General features: G+C 71.3%; 14 protein-coding genes. 4 read left to right on the top strand and 10 right to left on the bottom strand.

Annotated features, from left to right (window positions below):
• Positions 1-15: 15 nt before the first annotated feature.
• A complete protein-coding gene (locus WME73_RS25070) occupies positions 16-1,632 on the bottom strand; it encodes a TIGR02266 family protein (protein WP_437917304.1) in 1,617 nt (538 codons plus the stop codon).
• 255 nt (positions 1,633-1,887) lie between these two features.
• Between WME73_RS25070 and WME73_RS25065 the strand changes: the two genes are divergently transcribed.
• On the top strand, positions 1,888-2,253 hold the full coding sequence (locus WME73_RS25065) for a PilZ domain-containing protein (RefSeq protein WP_012237106.1): 366 nt from the start codon (positions 1,888-1,890) through the stop codon (positions 2,251-2,253).
• Between the two features lie 76 nt (positions 2,254-2,329).
• Here the strand turns inward: WME73_RS25065 and WME73_RS25060 are convergent, their stop codons facing one another.
• From WME73_RS25060 to pilB, 7 genes are all read right to left on the bottom strand, one after another.
• A complete protein-coding gene (locus WME73_RS25060; RefSeq protein ID WP_437917303.1) occupies positions 2,330-3,703 on the bottom strand; it encodes an IS4 family transposase in 1,374 nt (457 codons plus the stop codon).
• Between the two features lie 173 nt (positions 3,704-3,876).
• Entirely contained in the window at positions 3,877-5,520 is a 1,644-nt protein-coding gene (locus WME73_RS25055) for a hypothetical protein (protein WP_437917302.1), read from the bottom strand.
• Between the two features lie 247 nt (positions 5,521-5,767).
• Positions 5,768-6,865 carry an OmpA family protein gene (locus WME73_RS25050; protein WP_437747883.1) on the bottom strand — a complete coding sequence of 366 codons (1,098 nt, stop codon included), beginning with the start codon at positions 6,863-6,865 and terminating at the stop codon, positions 5,768-5,770.
• 59 nt (positions 6,866-6,924) lie between these two features.
• Entirely contained in the window at positions 6,925-7,251 is a 327-nt protein-coding gene (locus tag WME73_RS25045; RefSeq protein WP_012237102.1) for a DUF4398 domain-containing protein, read from the bottom strand.
• A gap of 108 nt (positions 7,252-7,359) precedes the next feature.
• Entirely contained in the window at positions 7,360-8,052 is a 693-nt protein-coding gene (gene lexA / locus WME73_RS25040; RefSeq protein WP_012237101.1) for a transcriptional repressor LexA, read from the bottom strand.
• Between the two features lie 189 nt (positions 8,053-8,241).
• Positions 8,242-9,381: a type IV pilus twitching motility protein PilT gene (locus WME73_RS25035; protein ID WP_437747882.1), complete on the bottom strand. Its 1,140-nt coding sequence runs from the start codon at positions 9,379-9,381 to the stop codon at positions 8,242-8,244.
• Between the two features lie 4 nt (positions 9,382-9,385).
• The gene (gene pilB, locus WME73_RS25030; RefSeq protein WP_437747881.1) at positions 9,386-11,086 is read right to left on the bottom strand and encodes a type IV-A pilus assembly ATPase PilB; all 1,701 of its coding nucleotides are present in this window, start codon (positions 11,084-11,086) and stop codon (positions 9,386-9,388) included.
• 105 nt (positions 11,087-11,191) lie between these two features.
• Between pilB and WME73_RS25025 the strand changes: the two genes are divergently transcribed.
• Complete coding sequence (locus WME73_RS25025; RefSeq protein WP_437917301.1) at positions 11,192-12,415, top strand: FHA domain-containing protein; 1,224 nt, start codon at positions 11,192-11,194, stop codon at positions 12,413-12,415.
• Entirely contained in the window at positions 12,412-13,755 is a 1,344-nt protein-coding gene (locus WME73_RS25020) for a serine/threonine-protein kinase (protein ID WP_437917300.1), read from the top strand. The genes WME73_RS25025 and WME73_RS25020 overlap by 4 nt, the downstream gene beginning before the upstream one ends.
• A gap of 14 nt (positions 13,756-13,769) precedes the next feature.
• On the opposite strand, the gene WME73_RS25015 is transcribed toward WME73_RS25020, so the two are convergent.
• Positions 13,770-13,958: a hypothetical protein gene (locus tag WME73_RS25015; protein ID WP_437747878.1), complete on the bottom strand. Its 189-nt coding sequence runs from the start codon at positions 13,956-13,958 to the stop codon at positions 13,770-13,772.
• Between the two features lie 292 nt (positions 13,959-14,250).
• On the opposite strand from WME73_RS25015, the gene WME73_RS25010 reads away from it, so the two are divergent.
• A complete protein-coding gene (locus WME73_RS25010) occupies positions 14,251-17,052 on the top strand; it encodes a tetratricopeptide repeat protein (RefSeq protein ID WP_437917299.1) in 2,802 nt (933 codons plus the stop codon).
• Between the two features lie 114 nt (positions 17,053-17,166).
• Here WME73_RS25010 and WME73_RS25005 read toward each other — a convergent pair whose 3' ends face one another.
• Positions 17,167-19,314 (bottom strand): M3 family metallopeptidase, encoded by a 2,148-nt coding sequence (locus WME73_RS25005; RefSeq protein ID WP_437917298.1) that lies wholly within the window; start codon positions 19,312-19,314, stop codon positions 17,167-17,169.
• Between the last annotated feature and the right edge of the window lie 136 nt (positions 19,315-19,450).

The following is a 19,450-nucleotide window of genomic DNA, read 5'->3' as shown; positions in this document are numbered from 1 at the left end:
CCCGCGGCCTGGTCATCAACCGTAGGGATCGTCGTTCTTCGGCGGCTTCGGCGCGGCCGGCCTGGGCCTGGGCGCCGCAGGCTTGGGCGCCGCGGGCGCCGCCGTCGCCGTGGGGGCCGCGGGCTCTGGCGCTGGGGTGGTCGCCGCAGGCTCCGCCGTCGCCTTGGGCGCCGCGGGCTCCGCCGTCGCCGGGGCCGCAGGCTCGGCCGTCACCTTGGGCGCCGCAGGCTCCGCGGTCGCTCCGAGGGGCGCGGTGGCGCTCGCCGCCGGCGCCGCCGGCGCTTCGGCGGTCGTCGTGGGCGCCGCCGTCGCGGCGGGCGCAGCCTTGTCCGTCGCTGCGGGCACGACCTCCGTCGGCTGAGGCTTCTCTGCCGGAGCCGCAGGTTTCTCCGCCGGAGCTGCAGGCTTCGCCGCGGGCTGCTCCGGCGCGGCCGGCGGGGTCGCGGGGGGCTTGTCGCTCTGCCCGAAGACGAGCCAGAGCGCGCCGCAGAGCGCCGCCGCGACCAGCAGGATCGTGAGCAGCCGTCCGGTGCCGCTGCTCTCCTCTTCCTGTGCGAGCGGAGCCTGGGCCGCGGGTGTGGCCTTGGCCGTGGCCGCCTTGTCTTCCTTGGGCTTGGCGGCCGCTGGCTTCGCCTTCGCCTGATCGTCGGCCGCCTTTACGTCCTGGCGCGCAGGCTTGCCGTGCAGATCGTCCGCCGGCGCCCGGTCCGCGACCTCGGCCGGCCTCCTGGCTGCGGCCGCCTTCGCTGGTCTCGCCTCGGCCGCGGGCGCATCGTCCCGCGCCTCCCGCTCGTTCGCCAGCTGAGCGACCGCCGGGACCGGCATCGCCGCCGGCTCGGCCAGCGGCCTGACGTGCTCCTCTTTCGGCGCCGGAGCGGGCTCGGCCTTCTTCGGCGGGGCGGCCATGAGCGGCTCCTTGGACGGGCCGATCTCGTCCAGCGAGCCGCCGGCGTCGGCGAGCGCTTGCTTCAGCAGCTCGGCCGCCTGCTTCATCATCGTCCGCTCGTCGGGCGGCGGCATCTCCTTCTCGGGGTTCGTCTGCGGGAAGAAGCTGCCGCCCTCCGCGACGTCGGCCTTCTTCGCCTCGCCCTTGCCCGCGTCGCCCTTCGCCCCGATCGAGCCGAGCCCCAGCATCGTCGACGCCCGCTTCACCTGCGCCTGCGCTGCCTTGGAGGCCGCGGGCTCGGCCTGCGGCGCGCTCGCGGTTGCCGACGGGGCCGTGATCTCCTGCACGTCGTCGCCCAGATCCGCGCGGTCGGTGATGCCGGCCTCGAACGCCGACCCGGCGCCCGCTTGCGCGTCGACGAGCCGGGTGATCACGGCCTTGGATTTCTCATCGATCTTGATGAACTTCACGCCCATGCCCGCCGGGTGCGCGTCGCTCCCCTGCGCGGGCTCGCGCTTCCACACGACGCGGCCGACGCCGGCGATCACGGCTTGCTCGTCCTGCAGACGGATCTCGAACTTGAGCAGCGTGCCAGCGGGGAAGGGCGACGGCGTCTTGATGAAGATGCCGCCACGGCTCACGTCATGCGAGTGGTGCTCGATGAACTCGTCGACCGTGGCGCTCTTGTAGCGCACGGTCATCTGCAGCACTCTCGCTCGCGGATCTTTGCGTGTGTCCTGGGCCATCAGGGTAGAACTCCCGTCTACTTCGCGACTCGCTCCAGCGGATGTGGTCCGCATGTTACCCAAGGTTCGCCGCGAAGCCCAAAGGCTAACACGTGACGGTCGCTTTACCGAACGCAGCCATGGGCGACCGGGCGAGCATGCTGTTCGCGCGGCGCGCGTGGCTGCGCCCGCGCCCCTGCGCCGCACGGCTTGGCGAACCGAGCGTGTGCGCGCGTCTCTCGTGATATGTTCGCGTCGACTGGAGAATGCGCCAGGATGGCTGTCCGGGACCACTTTCGCGTTCACGCGAGGCGACGCGTCGATCTTGGGGCGACGCTGCGCGATCGCCAGTCGATCGAGGAGCATGGCGTTCGCATCCGCGATCTGGGGCTGGGCGGCGCCGGCATCGAGCTGTCCGAGGCCCAGCTCGCGTCGGAGCTCCTGGATCCCGAGGCGTCGGTGACGCTCGAGGTCACCGCCCCGAACCTGTGGGATCCGCTGAGCCTCCGCGGTCGTATCGCCTGGATCCGCCGCGGTGCGGCGGGGAGGCCGGCGCGCGCGGGCGTTCGCTTCGAACACCATGACGCCGGGTCGCTCTACGGTCTCTACCAGCTGCTCGGCACCGAACACTTCGACCTCTAGCGCGGGGGGCGCCCGCTTCGGATACGGGCCCACCTCGACGTTTTCGGTGCTCAGCGCACCGGAGTCTCAGGATTGATCATATTTCCCCCACCTCCCTCGCGGCGCTCCAGCCCTGGACGAGCGTGAGGAGCTGCTCGTAGCCACGGCCCAAGGTCTGCCAGCCGGGCTCGCCGTTTCGCCGGAGGTGTCCGCCGAGCCCGGCGATGGCCAGGAAGGCATCGCGGGCCGTGGCGTTCTCGGGCAGGGGCTTGCGCGCGAAGGCCCGCAGCACCTCGAGCTGGGTGGGCGTGAGCACGGCGGTCGCGGGCTGCTCCGGAGCGCGCCGAGCCTCGCTGCGCAGCAGCAATAGCTGCCAGGCGATGGGCGCGAAGAGCGCCAGCACGTTGCGCAAGCCGTGCAGGTCCTCGATCTGGCGCTTCTCGTAGGCGCATCCGGTCTTCAGGGCCTTGAAGAACTCCTCCACCATCCAGCGCGCCCGGTACCAGTCGACCAGCTGCGTCAGCTGCTCGACGGACTCGACCGGCTCGCTCGTGAGCAGCACCCACTCGACCGGCGCTTCGCCCGGCGGCGGCTCGATCTCCCGGACGCGTACGACCCGCAGCGAGAGCGTCGCAGGCAGCTCGCGCGGCTGGGATCTCGGTCGCCTCAGGGTCACGCGCGTGCTTCCAAGAGCGAGCTTGGCCAAGCGTCCTGCGCGCGGAGGATGCAGCCGTTTCTGTTGAGGGCTGCGATTGCCCGCCGGCCGCGGCGAAAGCTCTACCTCGCGTACGGCCACCGCTTGAACATGCGCGAGCGCCTGCTCGAGCTTGGCTTCCTCTCCGAGGGCGTCAGCCTCGACGAGGCGATTGTGCGCGAGCCGAATCACGAACCGATGCCGGGCGCTCAACAGCTGCGCGAACAGGCCGTAGTCGTCGCCTTCGCGGTCCATGACGTGCACCACATCGTGCGGAGCAGCGCCCAAGGCCGCGACTCGCTCCACCTGCTCTCCCCAGCGGTCGTGCTCGTTGTCCGTCGTGCCGTCGTCGTGTACGTGCGTGCTCAGATCGAGCACGCCGAGCGGGCGGCGCGTCCCATCGCCGCTGACCGCCAGCGTGAAGTGGGCGAAGAACGTCTGCCCCGAGGAGCGCAGCCGTCCGAGCCCCTGCCGCTGGCCGTCGGAGCGGAAGGAGAGGGTCGTGGTGTCATGGATGGCGAGCACGACCGGCTCGGCCTCCATGCGCGCGAGGGTGGCGCGCACATGCGGAGCCAGAATCGCCGCGGGCGTGACGGCGTCGTTGCCGAAGAAACGGTACGCCGCCTCCAGCTCGCTGTCGGACAAGAGCGAGGGGAAGCTCTTGTCCGGCGCCTGCGCCAGCTTGGTCTGGCGCTTCGAAAGCCGCGCATCGCCGAAGTGCGCGTCGCTCATCTCCTCGGCGAGTGCCGCTGCGTGCTCTGCTGCAGGTGAACCCATCCGCAGCTTTGATCACGTCGCCCAGCACACATCAAGCGAGATGTGTAGGATCCTGAGACCGGAGTGCGCTTGCGCGCCGAAAACGCCGATCTGGGCCCGTCTCCTGTGCGGGCACCCCCCGCGCTGCGGCGGGAACGGGGAGGAGGAGGCGCTCGGCTGTGCGGGAGACGGCGCTAGAAGGCGAACACGGGGCTGACGGTGGGGGCCAGGACGAGGCCGAGCGTTGGCCACATCAGCATCACCTTCATCTCGGCAGACACTCCGAAGTTCTGGGTGATGCCATAGACCACACCGGCGCCTAGCGCGGAGAAGTTCCGCCCGGTGATCTGGTAGGCATCGAGATTCTCGACGTAGCGGGTGTTCGCCGGACACCTGTTGCTGCTGCTGGTGCGCAGAGGATCCCCCTCCTCGGTGCGGCGATCGCACACATCCACAGGCACCGAGGCGTTCACCTGGGCCAGCCCGATGGGCGAGGCGAAGGCATAGGGGCGGAACCCGCCCTTCTCGACAATTCGATCCCCCAGGAGGAAATACGTGGCGCGGAGCTCCGCATGGAGCGGCAGGAAGCTGAGCGCCTGGAGATGCGGGTTCTGCAGGTCATTGCCCGCCTCGTCCGTCCACGGGTTCGGCCCGTTCTTGGAAGACGGCGAGCCGCCGAACGCGAATCCGACCCGCACGCCGAGGAGCAGCGACAGGTCCGAGAACAGCTGCCGATCGTACGACAGCATCACCCGCCACCCAGCCAGGCTCAGGCCACCCTTGACCCCGTTCGTTCCCTCCAGATCTGCGGGCTCGCCGTAGAACTGCCGGCCGTCGCCGCCCGGATAGAAGCAGGCGTAGGCGGCGTCGCTGCCCGAGCAGACGAAATCCGTACCGCGCACCAGGAGCAGGTCGAGCTGGCCGGAGACGCCGACCACGTTGCGGTTGCCCTTGCCCTTGCCCTTCGACGCCCCGCCGCCCTCGTCGCTCCCCTGCTCGCAGGTCCCGTTCACGCAGGCGAGCCCCGACTGGCACTCCTCGGTCGCCTCGCAGGCCGAACCCCAGGTCTTGTCCCCGCGCTTGCCGCCAGCCTCGGGGCAGCCAGGCAGGCCTGGCGGGCAATCCTCCTTCGCGGCGCACCGCTTCGGCGGCGCCTGGCCAGGCAGCGACGGCTCCTGCTCGATCTCGTTCTTGATCGGCACCCGGTGAGGCGCCTGCATCGAACCGGCGGTGCCCACGGGATCGCCCGCCTCGTCCCTCAGGATGACGAAATACCGGATATCGCCGGTCGTCGTGACATCCTCGCAGGGGATCTCCACCCCGAAGCCGCTCTCGACACGCCTCATTTCGAGCGACTTCCACTTGGGCGAGCCGAACGGCTTGTAGCGGACCGTCGCCTTGGACGCGTCGATCTCCTCCGGGATCTCGACGTACACGGGCACCGGCGTGTTCACCGCCTGCTCCGCCACCGGGGTGTGGGGAACGTCGCCCGCCGCGGCCTTCGCGGCCTTGCCGCCGCCGTCGCGAGGCGCCTTCCCGGCGGCCTGCGCCTCCTTCTGGGCCTCCTTGAACGCCTGGGCCAGCTCGGTCGTCGTCAGCGCGTCGATGAGCGCCGCCTTCGGATCGGCCTGGAGCGCCAGCACGAACTCGGCCTTGGCCTGCTGGAGCTTGTTGCCGCCGCCATACACCGTGCCGAGCGCGATGTGCAGCTTGCCGACCACCGGCTTCGAGCAGGCGTTCTTGTCGCACTTCTTCAGGGCGTCTTTGAGCTTCTTCTCCGCCTTGTCGAACTCGACAGAGAGGTAGTCATCGTCCATCGCCTGGTTGTGCAGCTTCATCGCCTCCGCGTCCTTTTCGCCGGCGGCGCCGGCGACCGCCGGCGCGCCGAGGACCCACAGCGAAGTCAGTGCAGACGCGAGACGAGCGCGGCGTGAACGACGGAAAAACACGGGTTCAGACCTCCAGGGTGTGCTGGGGAGGGGCTCTTGCTTTCAGGAGGAGGGGGCCGGATCCGGCCCCCTGGACTGCGCGGTCGAGAGCGACCGTACCCCGACACGCCAGGCGGTGCCCCCGCGACGGGCTGGACTACTGCGCGCCCTCCGTGCGGACGAACTGCACGCGCCGGTTCAGGGCACGGTTCTGGTCGGACGTGTTCGGCACGATCGGCTGCTCCATGCCGTACCCCTTCGATGTCAGCCGGGCTTCGTCGATGCCCTTGGCTACCAGGTACTTCTTCACGGAGGCCGCACGCCGATCCGACAGCTTCTTGTTGTAGGCCGCGGCGCCCTTGTTGTCCGTATGCCCCTGGATCTCGATCTTGATCTTCGGGTTCTGCTGGAGGACCTCCACCACGGCGTCGAGGATCGGGAAGCTCTCGGGCCGGATCTTGTCCTTGTCGAACTCGAAGTGGATCTGCTGCGTGATCTTGATCTCCTTCTCGGTGACGATGACCAGGCTCGGCTTCTTCGGGCAGCCCGGCTTGTCGCCGCCGACCACGCCCGGCTCGTTCGGGCACTGGTCCTCGAGATCGACCACGGTGTCCTGGTCGTTGTCCGGCTCGGGGCAGCCGTCGGCGTCCTCGTAGCCGTCCGGATCCTCCGGGTCGTTCGCGCAGTTCTTGCCCGTGCTGTCCTTGTCGTTCGCGTCGAGGATCGTGTCGAGGTCGTTGTCGAGCTCGGGGCAGCCGTCCTCGTCGAGGTAGCCGTCCTTGTCCTCGGGCAGGAGCACGCAGCTGTCCTTGCCGTCCGTCAGGCCGTCGCCGTCCGTGTCCGGATCGTCCGGGCAGCCGTCATCGTCCTGGAAGCCGTTCCAGGTCTCGGCGTCGCACGGGCACTTCTTGTCCTGCGGGTCGAGCAGCCCGTCGCCGTCGCAGTCTCCGGGCTTGGGCGGCGGCGCCTCCTCGACGAACCCGCGCTCGGCGCACTTCTGCGGCGGCGAGAGGTCGTACGCGGCGTGCGTGTTCGCCTTCGCGATGTCGAGGTGCTCCTTGGCCCGGACGAAGAAGCCCTGATCGAGCTCGACCGAGGCGAACGACAGGTGCGACTTCGCCATCGCCAGCTCGCGCGGCGCGCAGCGGAGCGCGCCGTTGCGCTCCGCCTGCTTCGCGATGGTGGTCAACGCCTCGATGTCGCCGCGCATGACCGGCACCTGCGTGCACGAGAAGGCGGCCCCGGCGATCGCCACGACAGCGATAGCGCCTGCGCGACGGGCGCGGCGGGAACTGCGGCGCGTCATTCCAATGCTCATCGACCCGCGCCCTCGTGCGCCTGTTTCGCTAGGGTGATCGCCTTGTCCGCGTACTCCTCTGCGACGTCGGCGAAGTCGATCGCGTCGCCGTAGTCGGCGGCCGCGGCCTCCTCCCGAGCCTTCCAGAGGTGCTCGCGCGCGGTGTAGTACTCGTACGGCGCATACTTCTCTGCGCCGAGCGCCTCGGCCGTCTCGAGCTTGCTCGAGGCCGAGTTCGCGGTGAACGCGTAGAGGGTACCGCCGCAGCCGCCCGTGAGAGCCGCCGCGAGCACCATGCCCGCGCCTGAAATCCAAGTCCCGAATCGCCGCCCGTGCGTCGTCACGATCGCGTTCTTTCTGGAGCGGGCACCTAAGACCGTCTGCCCGGCCGTCGCGACGCTATCAAGGCCGCTCGGCGCGCGTCAACCGGCTCGGGGAAGGGAAGGGTAAGGTCAGAGCTTCCGGTAGACGCCGACGACCACGCCGAGGAGCATCGCGGGCTTGAAGTCGCTCGCCCGGACCAGGATCGGCGCCATCGCCGCGTTCGCCGGCTGGAAACGCACGTAGTCCTTCTCGGGGAAGAAGTATTTCACGGTCGCCTCGTCGCCGATCAGCGCCACCACGATGTCGCCGCGCTGCGCGGTGAGCTGCCGGCGCACGAAGATGTAGTCGCCGCTGAAGATGCCCGCCTCGATCATCGAGTCGCCGGTGACGCGTAGGCCGAACACCTCGCGCCCGCCGCGCACGAGCGTGCGCTCGATCCGGACCGTATCGAGGACGTGCTCCTCGGCGAGGATCGGCAGGCCCGCGGCGATCCGGCCGACGACCGCGATCTCGACGAGGTCGTCCTCCTGGTCGTTCGCAGGGGCGTCGTTCCCACCGTTCACGAGCGCGCCGCGGAGATCGGCGCCGCCGCCGGCGCCCGCGCCATCGAGATCGCGCGGGCGGAGCGCGCGCGACTTCATGTCCTCGCGCGTGAGGTAGCCCTTGCGTTCGAGCGCCCGGAGGTGATCGTTCACCCCGTTCGTCGAGCGAATCCCCATATGCGCGCCGATCTCGCGCAGCGTCGGCGGGTACCCGCGCTCGCTGATCGACTGCCGGATATAGTGAAGCACCTGCTGTTGTCGCTCGGTGAGCCCCTGCATCGGGCGGAACCTACTGAACGGTTGGGTAGATGTCAAAAAAGTGTGGAGCCCCCTCTCCAAGGCCTCGATTTTACTGCGATTTTCTGGATGCCAGCGGCGCCCGTCCGCCCGCCTCCCGCCGCGCCGCGCCGTGAGCCGCGAAGCGCGTCGAGCGTGCAGGGTGAACCGAAGGGCAGGGCGCCGTTGTGGTCAAGGCTGCTTCGGGCCGTTGTTCCGTGAGCTCACCGCCTGACGGGGCTCCAGCATCGCCCGGATCTCTTCGCCGTCGGCGGCCGCCGCGAACGCCTCCTCCAGCGTGATCATCCGGCGCTGGTAGAGGGACACGAGCGACTGGGCCATCGTCTGCATGCCGCTGCCCGCCTGGCCCACCTGCATCTGCGAGTAGATCTGGTGGAGCTTGTCCTCGCGGATGAGGTTCCGGATCGCCGCGTTCGGGATCATGACCTCCATCGACATGACGCGCCCCGGGCCGTTCGCGCGCGGTAGGAGGAGCTGCGTCATCACGGCGACGAGCGTGAACGAGAGCTGCTGGCGCACCTGCGACTGCTGGTGCGGCGGGAAGACGTCGATGATGCGGTTGATCGTCGAGATCGCCGAGTTCGTGTGGAGCGTGGCGAACACGAGATGGCCGGTCTCGGCGATCGTCAGCGCCGACTCGACGGTCTCGAGGTCGCGCATCTCGCCGACGAGCACGACGTCCGGATCCTGGCGCAGGGCGTACCGCAGGGCGTCCTTGAACGACGCGGTGTCGGAGCCGATCTCGCGTTGGTTCACGAGCGACAGCTTGTGCGGGTGCAGGTACTCGATCGGATCCTCGATCGTGAGGATGTGCAGCCGCTGCTCCGAGTTGATCTTGTCGATGATGCTCGCGAGCGTGGTCGTCTTGCCCGAGCCCGTCGGGCCCGTCACGAGCACGAGGCCGCGGGGCTTGGCGGTGATGTCGAGCACCACCGGCGGCAGGCCCAGCTCGTCGAAGTTCATGATCCGGAAGGGGATCTGCCGGAACGCGGCGGCGACGGCGCCCCGCTGCATGTAGATGTTGGCGCGGAAGCGGGCGAGCCCCTTCATGCCGAACGAGAGATCGAGCTCGTTGCGCTGCTCGAACGCCGCCACCTGCTCCTCGCTCAGCACCGAGTAGCAGAGCTGCTTCGTGTCGCTCGGCATGAGCGGCGGGAGCTTCAGCGGCACCACCGTGCCGTCGATGCGCAGGAGCGGCGGCGTGCCGCTCGTGATGTGCATGTCGCTCGCGCCCTTCTCCACCATCGCGCGGAGGAGCTGCTGGAGCGTGTACCGGAGGCCTTCCTGCTGTCCGACGAGCTCGGTGGTCATGCGCTCAGTCCCCCATCGTCACGCGGCCGACCTCCTCGGTCGTGGTGACGCCCGCGAGCACCTTCTCGATCCCGCTCATCCGGAGGGTCAGCATCCCGCCCTTGATCGCGGCGGCCTTGAGCTCGGCCGTGGACGCGCCCTGGAGGACCATCTCCTTCAGCGCGTCGGTGAAGCGCATGACCTCGTAGAGCGCGACGCGGCCCTTGTAGCCCGAGCCGTTGCAGGTCTTGCAGCCCGCGCCGCGGACGAGCTCCGCGCGCGCCACCTGCTGCTCGGTGAAGCCGAAGTCGAGGAGCACCCTCGCGTCGACCTTCAGCGGGACGCGGCAGTCGGGGCAGATCTTGCGCGCGAGGCGCTGGGCCAGCACGAGGTTCACGCTGGCGGTGATGAGGAACGGCTCCACGCCCATGTTGAGGAGGCGCGAGATCGTCGACGGCGCGTCGTTCGTGTGCAGCGTCGAGAGCACGAGGTGGCCGGTGAGCGCGGCCTTGACGGCGATCTCGGCCGTCTCGAAGTCGCGGATCTCGCCGACCATGATGATGTCCGGGTCCTGCCGGAGGAACGACCGCAGCGACATCGCGAAGTTCAGCCCGATGTCGTCGTGCATCTGCACCTGGTTGATGCCGTGCAGGTTGTACTCGACAGGGTCCTCGGCGGTGCTGATGTTCGAGCCGATCTGGTTGAGCTCCGACAGCGCCGAGTAGAGCGTCGTCGTCTTGCCGGAGCCGGTCGGGCCGGTGACGAGGACCATGCCCCACGGCTGGCCGATCGCCCACTTGAAGTCGGCGAGCGGCTTCGGATCGAAGCCGAGCTTCGCCATGTCGAGCTGCAGGTTCGACTTGTCGAGGAGACGGAGGACGATCTTCTCGCCCCAGAGCGTCGGGAGCACCGAGACGCGGAAGTCCATCTCCCGGCCCCTGCCCATCTTCAGCTTGATGCGGCCGTCCTGCGGGAGCCTCCGCTCGGCGATGTCGAGCGAGCTCATGATCTTGAGGCGGCTCGAGATCGCGTTCTTCAGCTTGATCGGCGGCTGCATTTCCTCCATCAGCACGCCGTCGATGCGGTAGCGCACGCGGAGCTTCTTCTCGTACGGCTCGACGTGGATGTCGCTCGCGCCCTTCTTGATGGCGTTCAGGAGGATCGCGTTGACGAGCCGGACCACGGGCGCGCCCTCGGCGGCCTTCTCCAGCTCGAGGACGTTCACGTCGTCGGCCTCGACCTGGAAGCCGACCTCCTCCTCCCCGAACTCGCTCAGCACCTCGTCGTAGGAGGGCCCGACGTTGTAGGCGCGCTCGATCGCCTCCGTGATGCCGGTCTCGGACGCGACGACGGGCTCCACGTTGAAGCCCGTGAGGAACTTGATGTCGTCGATCGCGTGGAGGTTCGTCGGATCGGCCATCGCCACGACGAGCGCCGTCCCCGACCTGGAGATGGGGATGATCTTGTGCTTCTCGCAGACGTCCCGCGAGACGAGGCGCGAGACCTCCGCGTCGATCTCGTACTCGTCGAGGGCGACGGCCGGGACGCGGTACTGCGTCGAGAGGAAGCTCGTGATCTCTCCGTCGGAGATGTACCCGAGCTTGGCGAGCGCGTACCCGAGGTTCTGACCTGTCTTGCGCTGCTCCTCTTGGGCTTGCCTGAGCTGCTGGAGGCTGATGAGCTTTTCGCGGACGAGCAGTTCGCCGAGGCGGTTCGTTGTCGACATCGAGGCCGCAAATCCTGCGGGTGACGAGGGAGGGAGTCAACGCTGGCGGTTGGGGCCGGCGCGCATCAAGGGTAGGATGTCGGATGGTGGCGAGGATGGCGCTGCGTGAGTCTCTTTGAGTGGTTCGGGCTCAGGCGGGGGGACAGCCGACGCAGGGCGGCCGAGGCCAAGGAGCTCGCCGGCGATCTCGCGGGGGCGGTCGAGCTGTACCTCGACGCCGGGATGCCGGACGACGCGGCCCGGGTCCTCCTCCTCCGGGCGGACGCCGAGCGCAGCGTCGAGAAGCGGATCGCCTTCTGCGCGTCGGCGTCCCGCATGGCGGAGAGCCCGGAGCTCAAGCGCTCGGCGCTCGGGCGCAAGGCGCTGCTCGCGTTCGATCTGGTGCGCGCGCGGGGTGCGAGCGTGATGCGGAGCGAGGCGCTGGCGGTCGCGCGCGAGCTCGAGGAGGCGGGCGAGCTCGAGCGCGCGGCCGACGCGTACGCCTTGGTGGGCGACACCGAGTCGGAGACGCGGGTGCTGGCCGCGGCGGGCGCGATCGAGCGGCTCGAGGAGCGGCTCCGCTCCGCGATGACCGTCGAGAGGGACCAGCGAGAGCTCGCCGCGGTCCTGCGGTCGATCGCGGATCTCGACCGGATGGCGGAGCGCCGCGAGGCGATCGCGGTGGCCGAGGCCTGGATCGCGGGGAACCGCGGCGGCGAGCAGGTGGCCGACGCCCTGCGCGCGATCCGCGCGCGGCTCCTCTCGGGGCCGATCCTGTCGCTCGAGCTCGGCGGCGCCCTCCTGCGGTGCGCGCTCGGCGACGAGGTCACGATCGGTCGCGGCGAGGCGACCATCGTCGTCGCGTCCCGCGCCGTCAGCAGGACGCACGTGCGGATCCGGCGCGGCCCGTCCGGCGTCGAGGTCGAGGATCTCGCGACGCGCAACGGCACGACGCTGGCGGGCGCGCGGCTCACGGGGCCGCTGCCCGTCGGCCGCGGCGTGCAGCTCCTGCTGGGCGGGGAGGTGCCGTGCGCGATCACGCCGCGGACCGGGGAGGGGTGCGTGGTGGAGATCGCGGGCGATCGCTTCACGGCGCCGCTCGGCGATCTGCCGGTCGGTCCCTGGCGGATCCGCGTCGATCGGGCGGGGGCCTCGGCGTTCGTCGCGCTGAAGACGCCGCCGGGGGCGCCGCCGCCGTTCCTCGGCGACTACCAGCTCGCGCCGTCGGTCGAGCTCTGCGCGGGCGACGCGATCGCCTCGGCGCGCGGGGGTGCGGCGGTCTTCCGGCTACCCCCCGCGGGCGAGGCTCCGTCGATCCGGCGCGGCGGCGCCGAGGGCGGCGCGGCGTGAGCCTGTGGCGGCGGATCAAGGAGCGCCTCGGCGGCGCCGCGGCGGACGGCGGTGCGCCGGCGGACGCGCGCGGCGGCGCCGGGCCGGGCGGGGTGGACGTCGGGGGCAGCGCGCATCCTGCGCGAGCGGAGCGGCCCCAGGCGCATGTGCGCGCGTCGCGCGAAGGCGGAAGCGACGACATCGCGCGCCTGCGGAGCTCCGGCACGCGGGAGGGGCCCTCGACGGACGAGGTCATCGCCGTGCTCCGGCGGGCGCGCGGGACGCTCCGGGAGGCCGAGGCCGTGGCGCACCTCGTCGCGGCGATGGAGGAGCGGGTGCTGCCCGATCCGATCCGCGTGGCCTGCGCGGATCTGCTCGCGGCCCGGGGCGACGAGCAGGGCGCGCTCGCCGTGCTGGAGGGCGCCGCGTCGCGCGAGCGCGGGGGCGCGTCGCGCGCGCAGCCGGTGTCCTCGACCGAAGGCCTCGTCCTCGCGGCCGATCTCTACGCCTCGCTGGGGCAGCTCCCGCGCGCGGTCGGCACGATCGAGCGCGTGCTCGTCCGGGAGATCGGCGCGCCAGGCGCGCGCGAGCGTCACCAGCGCTGGCGGGCGGCGCTCGGCGCGGATCGGCCCGCCGCGGTCGCCCGCCTGGAGGACGCGACCGTGGTCGCGCCCTCGGCGGGCAAGAGCCCGTTCCGCCTGCTCCGGGAGGTGGCGCGCGGCGGCGCCGGCGCGGTCTACGAGGCCGAGGACGAGGTGCTCGGCCGGCGCATCGGGTTCAAGGTCTACCACGGGCGGGGCGGCGACCGGGCGCACCTCACCCGCGAGGTGCGGCTCGCCGCGGCGCTCGGGGGCCCCGGCGTCGTGCGGGTCTTCGACGCGGACCCCGAGGAGGGGTGGATCGCGCTCGAGTGGATCGCGCGGGGGTCGGTGAGAGACGTGCTCCGCGCCGGCGACGCGGCGGCGCTCGCGCCGATCGCGCGGTGGGCGCGTCCGCTCGCGCGCGCGCTCGCCCGAATCCATGAGCGCGGCTACGTCCACGCGGACGTGAAGCCGGCCAACGTGCTCCTGCGCAACCTCGGCGAGCCCGTGCTCACCGACTTCGGGCTGGCCAGGCCGCGTGGCGCGCCGTCCGCCGGCGGCAGCCCAGGGTACGTCTCACCGGAGCGGCTCGCCGGGCGGGCGAGCGATCCCCGCGATGACGTCTACGGCTTCGGTCGCATTCTGGAGGACGTCCTCGTCCACCTCGAGCCGCTCGGTGGCGAGGGGCTCGCTCCCTGGAAGGAGCTGTCCTTGCTGTGCCTCGGCCCGGACGACGACCGGCCGCCGGACGGCGCCGCGCTCGTCCGGGCCGCCCGCTGAGCGCCGCGGCGGGCTCAGCAAGCCTCGAGGCAGCGCTGGTACCGATCGAGCGCGGCCGCGTCGGTGCCATCGAACGCGCCGCAGGGAGCCTCCGCCGCGCACGCCGACGCGCACCGGACGCGGCCGTCGCACGACGCCTCGGCGGAGATGCCGCTGCCGTGGAAGCCGCACTCCTCGGTGTGCTCCGTCGCCTCGTCGCACACGCTCCCGCAGCCGGACGCGAGGGCGGCCGCGAGCGCAATTGACGCGGCTGACGCGGCTGACGCGGCTGACGCGGCTGACGCGGCGCGAGCTGCTCGTGCGCTGCGGGGTGCTTCCGTCCACCAACGACGCCTGCCTTCGCTCATGCCTGTTCCCTGCCGGCTGATCTCTCGTGCGGGGGACCTCACGCTGCGGCGTGGTGCGGCGCAGCGTGCCAACCCGCTTCGCTTCGGGCGCGGCCCTGGGTAGATTGCTCGCCTGCATGCGCGTACGCAACGAGAAGAGGGCGCCCTGATGCGCTTGGCCATCGTCGCCACGCCCAGCTTGCACCGCGATCAGCGGCCGGCGCCCGGCTCGCTCGACGGAGATCTGATCCGGGCCCGCCTCTCGCTGGACGATGCGGGCTTCCGGGTGATCGACGTCGATCCCGCCCGGGATCTCGCGGAGCAGCTCGACGCGCTGTTCGACGAGGTCGTTGCGACGCGGAGGACCCTGGTCGACGCGGAGGACGCCGCGCGCGACGATGCATCCACCCTGTTCCTCTTCTACGCCTCCAGCGCGGTCGCGCTGTCGCCGGACGGGGAGCTCTTCCTCTGCCTCGACCCCGAGAACCCCGGCCTGGGCGACGCGCTGGGCGACATCGCCGCGGTGTTCCGCGATCGCGCGCGCGGCGAGGTGCTCTTCGTCCTGGAGTGCCATCACGGCCCCGGGGCGACCTCGCGCGCCGTCGTCGCCGCCGCGGAGCAGGCGGTGGCGTCTTCCGTGACGGGGGTCGAGCTCCTCGTCGCGGCCCACCCGATCGGCTCGCTCGACGCGGATCTGCCGTCGGTGCTCACCCGCGCCTTCGTCGAGCACCTCGACGAGGCCGAGCCGGAGCGGGGCCTCACCGCGGAGGCGATCTTCCGCCGCGTGGAGGGGAACGCCGAGCTCGCCAGCGCCATCCCGTGCTTCGCGCGGACGGGCGGGCGTGGCTCCTTCTCGGTGCTCGTCCCGCGCGGCGGCGCCCCGGGCGCGCCCCCGGCGGAGAGGCGCGAGGCAGCGCAGCTGGTCGTCGCGGACGAACGGGACGCCGCCACCACGCCGGCGCCGGCGCCGGACGATCCGGTCGCGCAGTACCTCGCGGCTGGCGACATGCTCGCCGCCGCCGCGGACCTGGAGGGTGCGCTCACGGCGTACAAGAAGGCGCTCGCGCTCGTCGGCGTCGCGCACCGGGACGCCCGCGCGGAGGTGCATCTGCGCATCGCCCAGACCAGGTGGCGCCAGGAGCGGCACCGCGAGGCGATCGAGAGCTTTGACAAGGCGCTCGCGCTCGCGCCGGAGCACCGGCCCGCGCTCGAAGCTCTGGTGGAGCTCCACCTCGCCGGGCGCGATTTCGTCCGGCTGCGCATCGCGGAGGAGCGGCTGCTCACGCGCGTCGAGGGGGACGGCGATCGCTTCGTGCTCCTCGTCCAGTTCGCAGAGCGCTGGGAGAGCATCGCCGGGGAGCCGGCGCGCGCGCTGGAGCTCCTCGAGCGGGCGCGGGAGCTCCGCCCCGACGACCCCGCGGTCTTGCGCGGCCTGGGCCGGCTCTACCAGGTCGCGGGCGACGTCGAGGCGTCGATCGAGGCGCGCCGCTGCCTCATCGAGCGGATGGAGGAGCCCAGGGAGCGGGCGGTCGCGCTCCTGGAGCTCGCGCGCACCGCGATGCAGGGCGAGGCCCGCGCGACCTTGACCGAGGTCACGCGGGAGCGGGACGGCATCGAGCTGCTCGAGCGCGCGCTGGACGCAGATCCCACGTTCCTCGATCCGCTCTCTCTCATCGCGATCCTCCTCTCGGCGCGGCAGGAATGGGGCGAGCTCGAGCTCGCGTACCGGCGGATGCTCGAGCGGGCGCATCGCATCGCCGACCTGCGCGTCCGGAGCGACGTCACCTGGGAGCTCTGCCGCCGCCTCGGCATGCTCTTCCGCGATCACCTCGAGGATCCCAGCTCCGCGCTGGAGGCGTTCGAGGGCGCGGTGGACGAGCGACCGGACGACGTCCCGGGGCGGCTCAGCGCGGCGTCGCTCGCGCGGACCGCCGGCCGGCTCGAGCGCGCCGCCGCGCACCTCCAGGCCGCGGCGGTGCTCGATCCCGGCAACGTCCAGGTGTTTCACGACCTGTTCGACACGTTCCAGAAGCTGAGGTGGGTCGACCAGGCGTGGTCCGCCGCGAGCGTGGCTGTCTACCTCGGCGCGGCCGAGGCGCGGGAGCGCTTCATCTTCGAGGAGCACCGCCCGGCGGGCCTCGTCCAGCCTGCGCGCGGGCTGAGCGTCGCGACGTGGGACCTCCTGCGCGCGGGCGATCGCGATCGCGCGCTCGAGGAGGTCCTCGCGTCGGTCGCCGGCGCGGCGATCCGCGCGCGGTTCGCCCAGCGCGCGCGGGAGAAGCGGGTTCCCCAGCTCGATCCGGCCGCGCGCTCCGACGCGGAGCGGAACGCGGCGGGCGTGGTTCGCCTGTTCTCGTGGGCGAGCCGGTGTCTCGGGATCGCCGCGCCGGCGGTCTACCTCCGCAAGGACGCGCCGATCGCGGTCGCCGCGGTGCCGGTCGAGGAGCCGAGCGTCCTCGTCGGCGGCGAGGCGCTCCGCGGGAGGACGGCGGCCGAGCTCGCGTTCCTGGTGGGCAGCCACGTCGCGTACCACGTCGGCCCGCACCGGCTGCTGCTGCATTTCCCGTCGCTCGAGGAGCTCGGCGTCTGTCTGGCCGCAGCAGTGAAGGTGGCGCGACCGTCGGAGCTCGTCCCCGCCGACCTCGAGGGCGCGGTGCTCGCGCTGGTGCCCCTCCTCGACGAGCACCTGACGGAGAGCGAGCGTGACGCCCTGGAGGCCGCGGTGTTCGAGCTCTACGAGATCCGCGCGCCGCTCGATCTCGCGCACTGGGTGGGATCGGTCGAGCGGTGCGCTGCCCGGGTCGGCTATCTGCTGACCGGCGATCTCTCGGTGGCGGCGTCGTCGCTCTCGCGGGGGGACGCGCCGGGCGTGCTGACGGCCGAGGAGAAGATCGGCGATCTCCTCTCGTTCACGGTCTCGGACGCCTACCACGCCTTGCGCGAGGAGCTCGGCGTCGCGATCGAGCCCTGAGCTTTCCCGTCAGGGGTCCGGCCAGGGATGGCTGGACCCTGCGCCGCTGCGCGGTCGAGCGCTCGGCGCACGTCTTGTCGCCTCCGAGCGCTGTCCGCGCAGCGGCCGGCCCGTTCACTCCTTGCCCCGGAGGTAAGCGAGGTACGCGTCGTGGCTCGGCGGGCGGCCGAGGAAGCGGGTGACGAGCGCTCCCGCCTCGACACCGCCGCCCTTCGCGAGCACCTCGTCGCGGAAGGCGCGCGCGACGGCGGGGTTCAGCAGGCCTTCCTGCTTGAAGCGGGTGAGCACGTCGCGCGAGAGCGACAGCGCCCACTGGTAGCCGTAGTAGCCCGCGTCGTAGGTGATGAGGTGCCCGAAGCTCGACTGCAGGTGCGTCCCCTTCACGAAGGCGAAGGACTCGTTCGCGCGCTGCGCCTGCTCCACGACCACGGTCGCGTCGAAGCCCGGATCGCGGGTGTGGAGCTCCAGATCGATCGACGCGAGGGTGAGCTGCCGCTGCGTCGCGAGCGCTCGACCGAAGCCTCGCGCGCGGGTCATCGCTTGGAAGAGAGCGTCCGGGATCTTCTCGCCGGTCGCGTGGTGCTTCGCGAACGGATCGAGCACCTCGCGCGACCACGCCCACTCCTCGAACATCTGGCTCGGCGCCTCGACGAAGTCGCGCACCGTCGCGGTCCCTGAATAGGAGGCCAGCTCCGAGCGCGTCAGGAGGTGGTGCAGCACGTGCCCGAACTCGTGGAAGAACGTCACCACGTCCTCGTGGGACATCAGCGCCGGCTGCGCCCCCGGCTTCGGGAAGTTGCACTCGAGCGCCGCCACGGGGCTCTGCCACGACCCGTCGTCGAGCAGCTTCGCGGTCCGCACGGTGAACATCGCCGCGTGTTTGTACTTGTCGGGCCTGCTGTAGAGGTCGAGGTAGAACTTGCCGATCAGCTTGCCCTCGGAGCGCACCTCGTACGCGGTCACGTCGGGGTGCCACGCCTTCGCGGGGACCTCCTTGTACTCGAGGGCGTACATCTTCGCGGTGATGTCCATGAGCCCCTGCTTCACCGCGCCGAGCTCGAGGTAATCCGAGAGCGCCTGCGAGTCGAACTGGTACGTGGACGCGCGGACCCGATCCTCGAGGAAGTAGCGATCGGAGGGGGGGAGCTTGTCGGTCGGCTTGCCTCCGAGCCGCACGTGCTCCTTCATCAGCGCGGAGAACTCGGCCTTGGCGGGCTCTTTCAGCGCGGTCCTGACCTGGTCAAGGAAGCCGCGCACGGCGCCGCTCGTCTTGGCCATCCGCGGCTCGATGGCGTAGTCCGCCCAGCTCTTGTAGCCGAGCATCTTCGCCTTCTCGGAGCGGAGCGCGAGGAGGCGATCGACGAGCTTCACGTTCTTCTCGCCGCCGCGGTTGGTGAACAGGACGTAGAGATCGAGCGCGGCCTTGCGGTCCTTGGCGTAGGTGACGAACGGGAAGAAGTCGGGGTAGTCGGTGGTGATCTCGACCTTGCCGTTCGCCTTGGGCGCGTGCTTCGCGACGTACTCCTTGGGCAGCCCCTGGAGGGCGGCGGGCGCGATCTCGATCGATGCGGTCGACGCGGACAGGTTCGACATGAACTCCTGCCCGATGCGGGTGATCTGCTCGTTCACGTCGCGGAGGCGCTGCTGTCGGTCTACCGGCAGCGACAGCCCGTTGCGGCGGAAGTCGCGGAGGACGTCGGAGAGCAGCCGGGCGCGCTCACCGTTCAACGCCTCGCGCGCGCCGCCTTTCTCGGCGTACGCCTCGATGACGGCGGCGAGATCGGCGTCCAGCCACATCGCGGTCGTGAACCTGTCGACCTTCGGCTCGCAGAGCCTCGCGGCCTCTCGCACCGCCGCGTCCGGGTGCGCGACCCCCATCAAGTACGGGAACTCGCCCGCGCTGTTCACCTCGAGCGCGGCGTCGTCGAACCGCCCGAGCGTCGCGGCGTAGGTGAGCTTCTCCGGCGGCGCGCCCCGGAGCGCCCTGATCGCGTCGAGGTGCCCCTCCGCGGCGCGCAGGTGCTCGTCGCAGAGCTGCTTCACGCCCTCCACGGTGAGCCCCTGCGCCACGGGATCGAACTCGGCGCGCGGCGGCGCCTCGGACGGCGCGGTCGTCGCCGGCGTCGACGTCGCCCCCTGCGGCGCGGCGCTGCCGGCCGTGGCCGGCGAGGAGACCCCGCCGGTCTGGGGGCCAGCGTTGCAGGCGACGAGCAGGAGAAGCGAGAGGAGCCCTGAGCGCGCGGGTGTGGTGCCGACCTTCATGTCGGTCGGGCTATACCACGGGGAGCGGGGAGACCCGGGGAGAGCCGCCGGCGATCTGCGCGCCCGGCGTGCCGACGACGGAGCGCGCAGCGCCGGCCTTCGAGGGCGGTCCGCCGCCGCGTGCTCTGGAGCACCC

Source organism: Sorangium sp. So ce302 (genome assembly GCF_051530145.1).
Classification (GTDB): Bacteria; Myxococcota_A; Polyangia; order Polyangiales; family Polyangiaceae; genus Sorangium; species Sorangium cellulosum_B.
This window is presented reverse-complemented; position numbering and strand designations above follow the sequence as displayed.

Bases quoted from the DNA above. Each gene is read 5' to 3' on its own strand.
- WME73_RS25070 (WP_437917304.1), bottom strand. From the start codon at position 1,632: ATGGCCCAGGACACACGCAAAGATCCGCGAGCGAGAGTGCTGCAGATG.
- WME73_RS25065 (WP_012237106.1), top strand. From the start codon at position 1,888: ATGGCTGTCCGGGACCACTTTCGCGTTCACGCGAGGCGACGCGTCGAT.
- WME73_RS25060 (WP_437917303.1), bottom strand. From the start codon at position 3,703: ATGGGTTCACCTGCAGCAGAGCACGCAGCGGCACTCGCCGAGGAGATG.
- WME73_RS25055 (WP_437917302.1), bottom strand. From the start codon at position 5,520: ATGAAGCTGCACAACCAGGCGATGGACGATGACTACCTCTCTGTCGAG.
- lexA (WP_012237101.1), bottom strand. From the start codon at position 8,052: ATGCAGGGGCTCACCGAGCGACAACAGCAGGTGCTTCACTATATCCGG.
- WME73_RS25035 (WP_437747882.1), bottom strand. From the start codon at position 9,381: ATGACCACCGAGCTCGTCGGACAGCAGGAAGGCCTCCGGTACACGCTC.
- pilB (WP_437747881.1), bottom strand. From the start codon at position 11,086: ATGTCGACAACGAACCGCCTCGGCGAACTGCTCGTCCGCGAAAAGCTC.
- WME73_RS25010 (WP_437917299.1), top strand. From the start codon at position 14,251: ATGCGCTTGGCCATCGTCGCCACGCCCAGCTTGCACCGCGATCAGCGG.
- WME73_RS25005 (WP_437917298.1), bottom strand. From the start codon at position 19,314: ATGAAGGTCGGCACCACACCCGCGCGCTCAGGGCTCCTCTCGCTTCTC.